This is a genomic window from Hyphomicrobium sp., assembly GCF_036262015.1.
Classification (GTDB): Bacteria; Pseudomonadota; Alphaproteobacteria; order Rhizobiales; family Hyphomicrobiaceae; genus Hyphomicrobium_C.
This window is the reverse complement of sequence record NZ_DATAJR010000011.1, coordinates 73,161-85,471: the sequence shown is the minus strand read 5'-3', so window position 1 is coordinate 85,471 and position 12,311 is coordinate 73,161. Positions and strand designations below refer to the sequence as shown.

Genomic DNA, 12,311 nt, shown 5'->3' with positions numbered 1-12,311 from the left:
CATCGCACCTCGGTCGCATTCAATCATGGCGGTGCAACGACGAGATGCGTCGCCCGCTGTCTCATCTCACTTGGCGCACTGGGATTTGACGTAGGCGAGCAGGTTGGCGCGATCGGTCTCGTCCTTGACGCCTGCTGGAAAGATCATCTTGGTTCCGGGGACGAGCTTCTTGTTGTTCTCTATCCATTGCAGAAAGTGCTCATCGTCCCAGGTGGTCCAGGTCGTGTGCTTCAGAGCCTCGGAGTACTGGAAGCCTTCGACGGACGCGACCTTGCGGCCAACAACACAGGTCAGTTCGGGCCCGAGGGCGTTCTTAGCGTTCGCGCCGATCTGATGACAGGCCGCGCATTTTTTGAAGATCGCACCCCCTGCCGCAACATCCTGGGCTGACGCCGCCGTTGGAACGGCTGCCAAGAGGGCTGCCGCCATAGTCCACTTCCGCATTTCAAGGCCTCCATTTTGGACACTAGCCCGTCAGGCTGTGTTACGTACGTATAAATACTGACGCAACACAAAGCCAGCATGCTCGAGGTGGAGCACTGCGCATTCCCATGCTGGCGACCACAGGGAGCGCGCGACGCCGCGTTGCCCGTGGGTCCAAAGTAACGAGCCCGCCGGGGGAGGTTCCCAGCGGGCTCGCGCGATCGCGGACGAGGACTTCCTTCACTTCGTGGCGGAGGGTGCTTCCGAGCAGTGCATCTTGGGCGAGATCCTGTCTCCCCGAACACGCTCGGTGACCTGCTCCGTCCTTCCTTTGTCCTAGCCGTCTGATCCTGGTCTCGCGGAAATCAAGATTGCTGCGTGCTCCGGCTGCGGCAGGTTCAGCATCGTGCGCGATGACAGGTCAGCTTTCGCTCCTGTGACGCTCCCGATCTCTCCAGCAACCGATCTCTGGTATTGCTGGGGTTGATGATCTATTAACACGGCCTCATGCCACTTCGCTTGTAAGCTCGTAGTCTATCCCAAGTTTCCACGCTGATTTGTCGAGTTATCTGTTTCTGTCGCTCAATGATTGCTTGGCTATGCAGTCATCTCTACTTAGAGGCGAGCGACGTAATTCTGCCCGGTGGCCACATTTTCTTAGACCTCCTCTCCAGAATGATGAGAGTCTGCGCCTCTGTAGCCGACGTGTCAATACATGAAGTGCGTTCAAGTCACTGGCTGGTGAGCCGCGGACCTGTAGTTAACTTGGCGTTGACGCGAGCCGCGTACGCTGGAGCCTTATTCACAAATCGTTCCTCAAATCCCACGAGGTCGTCATGAGATCGGCGATCGGGTTTCTCTCGCTTCTTGCCTTTGGTTTCCTTGCTGCCGGTGTGCTGACAGTCATCGGCACTGCCCCCTTGCCCAACCTCTCTATCGAGCAAGTCCTGAGCGCGGACCAATCCGGCGTTCACCTCGGATCCTTGCTGCTCGGGTTGGTGCTGGGGCTCGTGCTGTCAGCCTTGGCGCGCGTATCCTGGGCTGAGCTGCCGCGCCGCTTCGTCGGTTGGCTCCTCCATCACGAGCGCAGCTTTTATCGTCTCGCGCTGGCCGGCGTTTTTATAGGCATTCTTCTCTTCTACTGATCGCACTGACGGGGCGCGGGCACAAAAAAAGCCCGGCATTGCTGCCGGGCTTGTAGGATAGCCGATGATCCGAAGGATCACGGCCGTAGTTCCCCCACGCGAAGTCGCTTAGACCGAGTAGTACATGTCGTACTCGACCGGATGCGGCGTCATCTCGTAGCGCATGTTCTCTGCCATACGCAGCTCGATGTAGGCGTCGATCATGTCGTCGGTCATGACGCCGCCAGCCTTCAAGAACCCGCGGTCCTTGTCGAGGGATGCGAGGGCTTCGCGCAAGCTGCCCGCAACGGTCGGGATCTTGGCGAGCTCTGCCGGCGGCAGATCGTACAGGTTCTTGTCCATCGGGTCGCCCGGATGGATCTTGTTCTGGATGCCGTCGAGGCCGGCCATGAGCATGGCCGCGAAGGCGAGGTAGGGGTTGGCACCCGGATCGGGGAAGCGGATCTCGATGCGCTTTGCCTTCGGGCTGGTCACAACCGGGATGCGGCACGAGGCCGAGCGGTTACGAGCCGAGTAGGCAAGGAGCACCGGAGCCTCATAGCCCGGAACCAGACGCTTGTAAGAGTTCGTCAGCGGGTTCGCGAAGGCATTGATGGCCTTCGCGTGCTTCAGGATGCCGCCGATGTAGTAGAGGCAGGTGTCCGAAAGGTCGGCGTACTTGTTGCCGGCGAACATGGGCTCGCTGCCCTTCCAGATCGACTGGTGGACGTGCATGCCCGAGCCGTTGTCGCCAAAGATCGGCTTCGGCATGAAGGTCGCCGTCTTGCCGTAGGCCTGAGCGACCTGGTGCACGACGTACTTGTAGACCTGCATGTGGTCGGCCATCGTGATCATCGGGCCGAACTTGACGCCGAGCTCGTGCTGAGCGGACGCGACTTCGTGGTGATGCTTCTCAACCGAGACGCCCATCTCGGAGAGAACCGAGAGCATTTCCGAGCGGATGTCCTGGCAGCTGTCGATCGGCGGAACCGGGAAGTAGCCGCCCTTGACGCGCGGACGATGGCCGAGGTTGCCCATCTCGTACTCGGTGTTCGAGTTCGTGGGCAGCTCCGAGCTGTCGACCTTGAAGCCGGTGTTATACATATCGGTCGAGAACTTCACGTCGTCGAAGATGAAGAACTCGGCCTCGGGGCCGAAGTAGATCTTATCGCCGATGCCGAGCGACATCATGTAGGCCTCGGCCTTCTTGGCGATCGAGCGGGGGTCGCGCTCATAGGGCTGGCCGGTGAGGGGCTCGATGACGTCGCAGAAGATGGCGACGGTCGTCTGGGCGAAGAAAGGATCGATGTGGGCCGAAGCCGGATCGGGCTTCAGGTACATGTCGGAGGACTCGATGCCCTTCCAGCCGGCGATCGACGAGCCGTCGAAGGCATAGCCTTCGAACATGGCTTCGTCGACGCAGCTCACGTCGGCGGTGACGTGCTGCATCTTGCCCTTCGTGTCGGTGAAACGAAGGTCGACGAACTTTACGTCCTTGTCCTTGATCAACTTAAGGACGTCATTGACCGTTTTCATAAACGCTCCCCTATGGATCTGCTTATTTGACTCAATTGATGCGGTTGCCGGCGCCGATCAGATGGCTTCTGCGCCAGTTTCACCGGTGCGAATACGAATGGCTTCCTCGATGGTCGAGATGAAGATCTTGCCGTCTCCGATGCGGCCTGTCTTGGCTGCCTTCTGAATGGCTTCGACTGCCTTCTCAAGCATTTCGTCGCCGAGCACGACCTCGATTTTCACCTTCGGCAGGAAGTCGACCACGTACTCGGCGCCGCGGTACAACTCGGTGTGGCCTTTTTGACGGCCAAATCCCTTCGCCTCGATGACGGTGATGCCCTGCAGGCCGATTTCCTGGAGAGCTTCTTTGACCTCGTCGAGTTTGAAGGGCTTAATAATGGCCTCGATCTTTTTCATGCGCCCTTATCCTTCAGAAGTCCCGCCGCCATGCCTGATGCGCCGGACCGGCCATCGGGTAGCACGGGATATGCCAAGTCGTTCGATCTAAATTAAATCCTTAAGTCTCAGCCTGTTGGTTGATTTCTGCCTTTTGCATAGGCAGTCTAGCAGCCCAAAAGTGATTAAAAAATAGACATAATGCTCGTGGTTTGTGCACCTTCGGTTTGCTTGAGCTGGTCAAGATCGCCGGCAATGGCCAATGCGCGGTGCGACCACTAGGGTCGAGCGCATGGCGGCGCGATCGAGGAGAGGCATCTTGGGGACCGGGACGGTTTGGATAGAGAGCGGCATCGAACTTCTCACCCCGAGCGAGATGGGCCGTGCGGACTGCCTTGCGCTGTCGCATGGCGTCGCGAGCCTTGCGCTCATGGAGGCAGCCGGTCAAGCGGTGGCGGATGCAGCGAGGCGACTGGTTCCGCCTGGATCGCGGGTGGCTGTACTCTGCGGACCGGGAAACAATGGCGGGGATGGCATTGTTGCCGCGCGCTATCTCAAGCGGGCCAGCTACGACGTCCGACTCTTTCTTCTTGGCGATAAGTCTGCGCTCAAGGGCGATGCCGCCGAGATGGCGCGCCGCTTCGACGGGCCGTTCCGCCCGTTCGATCCCTTTCAGCTCGATAGCCTGCATCTGGTCATCGACGCGATGTTCGGCGCGGGCCTGTCGCGTCCGATCGACGGCGTGGCTGCGGAGGTCATCGAAGCCGTGAAAGAGCGCGGAACGCCCGTTCTTGCCGTCGACGTGCCGAGCGGCCTCGACGGCGCAACCGGGAACGCCTACGGGCCCGTGTTGCGTGCGACGGAAACGGTGACTTTCTTTCGGCTGAAGCCCGGCCATGTGCTCTATCCGGGTCGAGATCTTTGCGGGACGATCCGCATTGCGGATATCGGCATCCCGCCGGACGTCCTTCGGGACATCGGCGTGACGACGTTCCTGAATGAACCGGCACTTTGGCGTGATTGTCTTCGGTGGCCCTCTCACAGCGGTCATAAGTATTCGCGGGGACATGCGATGGCGGTGTCGGGGCCGGCTCACGCGACCGGGGCGGCGCGTCTCGGGGCTCGCGGGGCGCTGCGGGCGGGAGCGGGACTTGTGACTGTCGCAAGTCCGCTCGATGCGGTGACGGTCAATGCCATGCATCTGACGGCCGTCATGCTGAAGCCGTTCGAGGGGCCGGAGGGACTTTCCGAGTTGCTTGCGGACGCGCGGAAAAATGCCGTGCTTATTGGCCCCGGCGGCGGTGTGGGCGAAGCGACGTGCCGGCTCGTGGAGGCGGCCTTACGCTCGCCGGCGTCAGTGGTGATCGATGCTGACGCCCTATCGTCGTTTGCTGGTAATGTCGAGCGTTTGCGGGCTGCGATCGCCGCTCGTGACGACCGGGGCGTGGTTCTCACTCCGCACGATGGGGAGTTCGACCGGCTGTTCGGCGCCGTGCCCGGCTCGAAGCTTGAGCGCGCGCGGCAAGGCGCACGAGAGACCGGCGCAGTCGTTTTGCTCAAAGGGCCGGATACGGTTGTTGCAGCGCCGGACGGACGGGCCGCGATCAATACCAACGCGCCGCCCTGGCTCGCGACGGCGGGCTCGGGAGATGTGCTTGGGGGTGTTATCACGGGGCTTCTCGCGCAACGCATGCCTGCTTTCGAAGCCGCTGCTGCGGGGGCCTGGCTGCACGGAGCGGCCGCACAGGATTTCGGGCCGGGATTGATTGCCGAGGACTTGCCGGAGCGTTTGCCAGCCGTGCTCGCACGGCTGATGCCCGAGGCAACGGATCGCTGATTTAGGGATCCGAAGCGCTGGTTGCGGCGTGGCCCGCTTCGCGCATGGCGTTGTCGGCGGCGAGGAAAGCCTGGACGTCCGGGGAGAACTCTGGGCTGGACGCCGCGGTGCCGATCATCTCCATCATCTGGGCGACCGGGACGTAGCGCTGGGCTTTGCGGTCGTAGAGCGCGCCCTTGAACAGCGCGCGCGCCGACACCTGGCCTTCGCGCTCGCCGCTCGTGAAGACGAACGTCTGTTCGATCAGGACGGCTTGATCGAGCCAGCCGACAACGCGCGTTTCAAGCCGATACCGGTCGAGAAGGCGCAGCTCGCGGCGGAATCGCACGGCGGCCGCGTTGGCGACGGGCGTCCATCCGTGACGCCAGACAGCCCCGCCAAGCCCGCTGCGCATGAGGAGGTCCAAGCGGCCCAGATCCATGATCTGGAGATAGCGCCCGTTGTTCATGTGGAAGCTGAGATCCAAGTCGTGCGGCAGGACCCTGAAATCAAGCGTGGACACATCGGCGGGAATCGTCAGTTTCGATCGCATCGGTGCCGTCAAGAACAACCAGATCAGGCGGAACCACAGATTCATCCGGGATAATCCCTTATTGGTTGGCACCGTGCCGGAGCCACAATCGGGCGTTATTGACCCGTGCGGCAGATTCAGGGGAAATTTGATCCGCCGCAGTTTACCATGCCGGTGTTAGCCGGAGGTTCAGAGGTATAATGGTCCGTTCGCATGCCGTCCGTGCTGCTTTCGCCCTGGGTCTCGCGGCCTCGCTGGGTGCTTCCGCGTTTGCGGCGCCGGGTGAGCCTACGCAAGCGACTGACGAAGCCGCCGGTGCGCTCGTGCGCGGGGACGTGCAGCAAGCCATTTTCAGCTACACCGAAGCGCTCAAGGATACGGCGCTGCCGAATGATCGCCGCGCAGCGATCCTCAACGATCGCGGTGTCGCCAACATCAAAATGGGTCAGACGCGACAGGCGTTCGAGGATTTCAATCTTGCCGCTCAGCTCTTTCCCGAGTTCGCGGCCGTGTACAACAATCGCGGCAACCTGCTCCTCTCGCTCGGACTGGCGAAAGAAGCGCTCAAGGATTTCGATCGCTCGATCGTGCTCGCGCCTGGCTATGCCGCGGCTTACAACAACCGCGCTGGCGCATATGTGAAACTCGGCCGGCTCGACGACGCGATCGTCGACTACACCAAGTCGGTGCAGTTGCTGCCCTCAAATCCCGCGCCTTTGAGCGGGCGCGGCCTCGCGCACCTGTCTCAGCATCGCCCTCACGCCGCCATTCGGGATTTCTCGCGCGCCGTCAAGGCGGACGCCCGTTTTGCTGCGGGCTACCGCAATCGGGCTGAAGCCAAGCTCGAGGTCGAGCACTACGATGAAGCCATCGAGGACCTCTCGCGGGCCATCGCCTTCGACGTCAATCATGCGGAGAGCTACGTGCTGCGCGGCAAGGCCTATCTCGCTGTGCGCAATACGGCGTCGGCGATCAAGGATTTTGCTAAGGCCGTCGAGATCGATCCCAAGAACGCGTCGGCGTTTGCCGAGCGCGGTTTCGCGTATTCTCTGGCGGAGACGAACGACGAGGCGTTCGCAGATCTCAATTCCGCGATCGAGATCGATCCGCGCTCCGGCCTTGCATTCGCCTATCGTGCCTATGCCTACAAGAAAAGCGGTCAGGTCGATGTTGCGTTGCGCGATATCGAAGTGGCGCAGAAACTCAGCCCTGATATTCCCGAAGTCTATTGGGTGAAGGCAGAAATCGAAGAAGCGCAGGGCCAGACCGATCAAGCGATCGCGGATCTCAAGAAGGCGCAATCATTGCGTCCGGGCTATCGCGATGCGACGGAAGCGCTGCAACGGCTCGGGAATGTACCGTCACGAGCCGAGGAGACGGAGGTTTCCGGCGCGGGCATCGACACCTGGCGCGTCGTCAAAAAGGGCGAACGTTTCATTGCGCTCAACGACCAGTATCCGCGACTTTCCATTCCTCTCGAAATGATGGGGGAGGGACAGCCAAAGCTGTTGGAGTGGGAGCTGAAGACGACGCCGTGGAAGGGAATCGGCACGTTGCGTTTCTTTGGCGGCAGCGTTCCCGGAAAATCGGGACGAGAGGATCTCGAACTCATCGCCGTCGTCGATGTGGAAGCTGGCGTTGTCATCGCCATCGAGCCGCACAAGCAGGGCGAGAAGGTTGCCACGTGGACTTGGGACACCGGCAAGGTGACGGTTGCGACCGCCGATGGCGTGACGGACGATTTCGATTTGCGGGTGTCGCGCGATCAGATCGCCTCGCCAGGCGGCGAACGGCGCTATACCACGACTTCGCAAAGCGGAGGCTGGGCGCCGTGGGATTCGCCGATGGGCGGTGTTTTCGGTGATCCGGCTCCGACGAAGCGGGCAACCGCAAAGAAGAAAACCAAGACGATCTTCGATCTTCTGTTCAACTGAGTGAACTGCCGGCCGCGCCTCAACGTTCCGAGTTCGAGATCATGCCTTGCGCGCCGAGCCTCTTGTGACGAACAAGCCCATTCTCGTGTGGTTCCGCCGCGACCTTCGGATCGCGGACCACGCAGCGCTTTCCGCTGCCGTTGAAACCGGCCTGCCCATCGTTGCTGCTTTCGTTCTGGATGATCAAGTCGCGGGCCCTTGGCGGGCGGGTGCGGCATCGCGTTGGTGGCTCCATCACAGTATCGAGGCTCTGGCGCGCGACCTTGCGGAGCGGGGCTGTCCGCTCGTATTGCGGCGTGGCGATACCGTGGATGCGATCGCGGGACTCGTTGAGGAGACCGGTGCGGAGGCCGTCTACTGCTCCCGCGCCTACGAGCCCTGGGCTGCACAGCTTGAACATAAGATGCGCGACCGTCTTCAACGCGATGGCATAGAGCTCAGGCGTTTCGCGGGCGCGCTCCTGCACGATCCCGACCGTCTCAAAACCCAAGCGGGAGGGCCGTTCAAGGTCTATACGCCGTTCTGGCGTGCATTCCGTGCCCAACTCGACGTTGGACGACCTTTGAAGGCGCCGGATGACTTGCGTGGGCCGAAGAAGCCCCCGAAGAGCGAACTACTCGACGCCTGGGCTCTCCTCCCTTGGAAACCGGATTGGGCGTCGGGCATTCGGGAGATCTGGACTCCGGGAGAGGACGGCGCGCGCGGCCGTCTCAAAGACTTCCTCACGGATGGGCTGGGAGACTATGCGAAGCAACGCAACCGGCCAGATATGGAGGGAACGTCGCGTTTGTCGCCGCATCTGGCCTTTGGAGAGATCTCGCCGCGTCAGTGCTGGTACGCGGCCGAGGCGGCGTCCGCACGCCAAGCTCATTCGGATGCAGGATGCGAGACCTACCTCAAGGAGCTGGCGTGGCGCGAGTTCTCGTCCCATCTGCTGCATCATTGGCCGGATCTGCCAGAAGCACCGTTCCGTCCCGAGTTCAAAGCGTTTCCGTGGCGTAGGACTACGAAGGCGCTCAAGGCCTGGCAGAAGGGTTTGACCGGCTATCCCATCGTTGACGCCGGAATGCGCGAGCTTTGGCACACCGGATGGATGCACAACCGTGTGCGCATGATCGTCGCGTCTTTTCTCATCAAGGACCTCTTGCTCGACTGGCGCGAAGGAGAGGCGTGGTTCTGGGATACGCTCGTCGACGCCGATCTCGCCAACAATTCCGCGAGCTGGCAGTGGGTCGCGGGCTCAGGAGCGGACGCTGCGCCCTACTTCCGTATTTTTAATCCGGTCACCCAAGGAGAAACGTTCGATCCCGATGGCGTGTATGTGCGCCGATGGGTGCCCGAGCTTGGCAAGCTTTCCAACACGGCGATCCATGCGCCGTGGCAAGCGCCTGCTGAGGCGCTCCGAGAGGCAAACGTGGTGATCGGAGAGACCTATCCCGCTCCAATCGTCGACCATAGTGAGGCGCGGCGCGCAGCGCTGGCTGCGTTCGATGGCCTCAAGTCTGGCTCCTGACCGCCCGGAACTTGGTAAACGCCGTGCAAACACAGATCGTACGTGCACTGCGCCTTTACGATCAGTTTGGGAACGATATCCTAACGGAATTGCGCTTTTCTTTCGTGTGGCGGTGCGCACCGCCTGCTCTGTAGTGTCGGGAGTACAAGTAATGCGTGTTCTAAAAATCGCGCTCGCCGCCGCGATCGTGTCGGCTATCGCGCCAGCTGCCGCTCTGGCCGAAGTTCAAGCCCGCATCAGCAAAAGCTCCCAGACTATGGACGTCTATGTGAACGGCGAGCTGTACTACCGCTGGCCTGTTTCCACGGGCCGTGGGCGCTATGCCACGCCGTCCGGCACGTTCCGCCCGCAGCGTCTCGAGAAGCGTTGGTACTCGACGAAGTATCGCGGCGCACCGATGCACAATGCCGTCTTCTATAGCGGCGGGTACGCCATTCACGCGACGACCGAAGTCGGCCGGCTGGGCAGTCCTGCGTCGCACGGCTGCATCCGTCTCGCGCCCGGGCATGCCGCGCAGTTCTATTCGCTCGTCCGGCAGTACGGCGCCGGTCGGACGCGCATATCGATCCGTCACTAGGCGTTTGTTTTCGTCTCCGTTTGTTTTGCGTTGGGGTATGTGGGATGAGGTCGAAGGTTTATCTGGGTGTGTTTGCCGCCGTGCTTCTGAGCGCGGGTGCAGCGGGTGCTCAGACAGAGATGACACCGGGCGCACCGAGGGACGTTCCGACCGTCACGATCATCAATAAGTCGGCGGCAGCGGACAGCCGTTCCGTCGATGAGGCCTCGCCGCCGACACTCACCGTCTCTCCGGGCGCTCCTGAGCGTCCGTCTGCGGCTGCAGCCCCAGCTTCGGCCGGTGCCCCCGCTACACCCGGCGCTCCATCTGCGCCCAGTGTCGCCGGTGTTCCGGCTCAACCGGGCACGGCCGCTGCAGCAACGCCGGCGGCCAGCGCTGCTTCTCCCGCAGATCCTTCCCCGAGCGCTGAAGCGGCGGCTCTGCAGCCTCCGCCCGAGCCGACTCTCGCGATCGATATCGATCTGACGAAGCAATCGATGAACGTCTCCGAAAACGGCGTGCATCGCTTCACCTGGCCCATTTCGTCAGCGCGCTACGGCTACAGCACGCCCACGGGCACGTTCCGGCCGACTTGGATGTCCAAGATGTGGTACTCGCGCCAATACGACTATGCGCCGATGCCCCATGCCGTGTTCTTCCATCAGGGCGTGGCGATCCACGGCAGCTATGCAACACGGATGCTGGGAACGCCGGCGTCCCACGGATGCGTGCGTCTTGCGCCAAAGAACGCCGCGACGCTGTTCAATCTCGTCAACGGTCACGGCAAGGAGCGCACGCAGATTGTCGTACACGGCACGCCGAGCCATTCGGGTGCGCGTGTGGCCTATGACGACTATCCGCGCGAGGTTCTGCCGATGCGTCGCGCGAGCCAGTATCGCTATCTGCCGCCAAGCTACTATGCGCGCGGATACTCCGGCTATGGTGCGTCACCGAGCGCCTATTACGCGCCTGCGCGTGGGCGCCGCGGTTATGCCGCGCAGCAGCGCCGCATTCAGCCGCGCGGATTGTACAACGGCAATTCGTATGGATACGGATTCTAGCCGGCTCAGAACGGGTTCCAGGTCGGCCGCGGCGTGAAGCGCACGTAGCCGATGCTGGCGCCAAGTCTGAGGCCCAATCCCGAACGGATCGGTGCCATCATCACAGGGCCGCCCTTCAGAAGCGTCATGCCGACGCCGCCGACGAGATAGGCGGAGCCATCCACACCGGTGAAGCGGCGGAACAGTCCGTTGGGCTCTTCGAGCTGGTAAATCAAGAAGAGCGTGCGCGACCCCTCGGCGCCAAGATCGTAGCCGATGGATGGGCCGTGCCAATAGACCTTCTGGCTGCCGCCCGAGCGCAGATAGAGCGTGCCCTCGCCATAGCGCAGACCCGCCAAGAACGCGCCGCCGCCCTCGGTGCCGAGGACATAGGCCGTCGGGCGTCCCGACTTCTGGAACGCGTGCTCGATCACGCTCGCGAGCGAGGTGGATACAGTTCCGAAGAAGCCGCGCGTGGCCTCGCGGATTTCGTCGATCGAGTATCCGCCGCCCTGGGCGTCAAAGGCCGGTGTTTCGTCATCCGGATCGGCCTGCGGAGGCAACTCGTAGGGCACGCCCGGCTGTTCGAAGGCGCCGGGAACATTGTCGTGCGGCGGAGCCTGGCGGATCGGCGGCGGAGGAATGACGGCCTGTGCCGTCGTCGTATTCCAGCTCGACGAGCGATCGGCTTCCTTGGGCTTGTCGTGATCGGGATGCGGTGGCGGTGCTGGATGGGTCTGCTCGACCGGAGGTGTCTCTTTCGTTTGAGAGGTCTCGCTCTTGCGAATTGGTGAGAGCGAGGGCGTGCTTTCCGGCGATGCCGGTGCTGCTGCATGCGGTGCGACGGGCGTTTGCGGTGCCGTCTCTGTTTTGGCCACTTGCTGGGGAGTCGCGGCAGGCGGCGTCCCGATCTCGCGGTCGATCTTCGCGATGAGGTACGCTGACTTGGCGCGCATCACGGCCATCAGCTCGCTGGAGGCGGCCTTGAGCTCGGTGAGATTGGCGCAGCTCGTATTGGCGGCGCCATCGGCCGGCTCCGGACTGCCGAGGGTGTCGATTTTGCTCAGGAGCTCACCGGCCTGGGTGTCAAAATCGTCGAGCTTTTTGTCGTGAACGAGCGTGAGGCCCTTGGTCTCGAAATCGGGCTCGGTCCACTTTTTGGCGTCGCGTAGTGCTGCAAGCTTCTGCTTCAGTTTGGGTTGGGTTTCAGCGCTGAAGGCGCGCAATTCGCTGGCCGACGCGTCGACGGCATCGCCAAAACTTTCTACTGAGCATGTTTCGGCAGCCGCGATCGCCTGCGGAATGAGGGCGAACGCCACCGCAAGGCCCAGGAGCCCCGAATAAAGTCTTTGTCTCATGCTCATCAAAAACTCTCTCTCGCCCACTTAGGGCGTTTTTAGGGAGTTTACCGATGATGCCAAGGCTTTCGCGTCTTCTTTTTTATGACAGTGTCTTAACTGTC

Annotated in this window: 11 protein-coding genes; 6 read left to right on the top strand and 5 right to left on the bottom strand. The window is 61.9% G+C overall.

The features are described from left to right. Nucleotides 1–66 precede the first annotated feature (66 nt). The gene (locus tag VHO05_RS19790; protein WP_329648355.1) at nucleotides 67–444 is read right to left on the bottom strand and encodes a cytochrome c family protein; all 378 of its coding nucleotides are present in this window, start codon (nucleotides 442–444) and stop codon (nucleotides 67–69) included. A gap of 815 nt (nucleotides 445–1,259) precedes the next feature. On the opposite strand from VHO05_RS19790, the gene VHO05_RS19785 reads away from it, so the two are divergent. Further along, complete coding sequence (locus VHO05_RS19785; RefSeq protein ID WP_329648354.1) at nucleotides 1,260–1,568, top strand: hypothetical protein; 309 nt, start codon at nucleotides 1,260–1,262, stop codon at nucleotides 1,566–1,568. Nucleotides 1,569–1,676: 108 nt separating this feature from the next. On the opposite strand, the gene glnA is transcribed toward VHO05_RS19785, so the two are convergent. Both glnA and VHO05_RS19775 read right to left on the bottom strand, forming a co-directional pair. Further along, nucleotides 1,677–3,083, bottom strand: coding sequence for a type I glutamate--ammonia ligase (gene glnA, locus VHO05_RS19780; protein WP_329648353.1), 1,407 nt, complete (start codon nucleotides 3,081–3,083; stop codon nucleotides 1,677–1,679). A gap of 57 nt (nucleotides 3,084–3,140) precedes the next feature. Beyond that, entirely contained in the window at nucleotides 3,141–3,479 is a 339-nt protein-coding gene (locus VHO05_RS19775; RefSeq protein ID WP_291150496.1) for a P-II family nitrogen regulator, read from the bottom strand. A gap of 355 nt (nucleotides 3,480–3,834) precedes the next feature. Between VHO05_RS19775 and VHO05_RS19770 the strand changes: the two genes are divergently transcribed. After that, nucleotides 3,835–5,295, top strand: coding sequence for an NAD(P)H-hydrate dehydratase (locus VHO05_RS19770; protein WP_329648436.1), 1,461 nt, complete (start codon nucleotides 3,835–3,837; stop codon nucleotides 5,293–5,295). 1 nt (nucleotide 5,296) lies between these two features. On the opposite strand, the gene VHO05_RS19765 is transcribed toward VHO05_RS19770, so the two are convergent. Next, the gene (locus VHO05_RS19765; RefSeq protein ID WP_329648352.1) at nucleotides 5,297–5,872 is read right to left on the bottom strand and encodes a thioesterase family protein; all 576 of its coding nucleotides are present in this window, start codon (nucleotides 5,870–5,872) and stop codon (nucleotides 5,297–5,299) included. A gap of 134 nt (nucleotides 5,873–6,006) precedes the next feature. Between VHO05_RS19765 and VHO05_RS19760 the strand changes: the two genes are divergently transcribed. The 4 genes from VHO05_RS19760 (at nucleotide 6,007) to VHO05_RS19745 (ending at nucleotide 10,870) form a co-directional block, all read left to right on the top strand. After that, nucleotides 6,007–7,740 carry a tetratricopeptide repeat protein gene (locus VHO05_RS19760; RefSeq protein WP_329648351.1) on the top strand — a complete coding sequence of 578 codons (1,734 nt, stop codon included), beginning with the start codon at nucleotides 6,007–6,009 and terminating at the stop codon, nucleotides 7,738–7,740. A 46-nt stretch (nucleotides 7,741–7,786) separates the two neighbouring features. Further along, nucleotides 7,787–9,253, top strand: a complete 1,467-nt coding sequence (locus VHO05_RS19755; RefSeq protein ID WP_329648350.1) for a deoxyribodipyrimidine photo-lyase — start codon at nucleotides 7,787–7,789, stop codon at nucleotides 9,251–9,253. 151 nt (nucleotides 9,254–9,404) lie between these two features. Next, the gene (locus VHO05_RS19750; RefSeq protein WP_329648349.1) at nucleotides 9,405–9,830 is read left to right on the top strand and encodes a L,D-transpeptidase; all 426 of its coding nucleotides are present in this window, start codon (nucleotides 9,405–9,407) and stop codon (nucleotides 9,828–9,830) included. Nucleotides 9,831–9,874: 44 nt separating this feature from the next. Next, the gene (locus VHO05_RS19745) at nucleotides 9,875–10,870 is read left to right on the top strand and encodes a L,D-transpeptidase (RefSeq protein ID WP_329648348.1); all 996 of its coding nucleotides are present in this window, start codon (nucleotides 9,875–9,877) and stop codon (nucleotides 10,868–10,870) included. Nucleotides 10,871–10,875: 5 nt separating this feature from the next. Here the strand turns inward: VHO05_RS19745 and VHO05_RS19740 are convergent, their stop codons facing one another. Then, the gene (locus tag VHO05_RS19740) at nucleotides 10,876–12,213 is read right to left on the bottom strand and encodes a DUF1134 domain-containing protein (protein ID WP_329648347.1); all 1,338 of its coding nucleotides are present in this window, start codon (nucleotides 12,211–12,213) and stop codon (nucleotides 10,876–10,878) included. Nucleotides 12,214–12,311 lie beyond the last annotated feature (98 nt).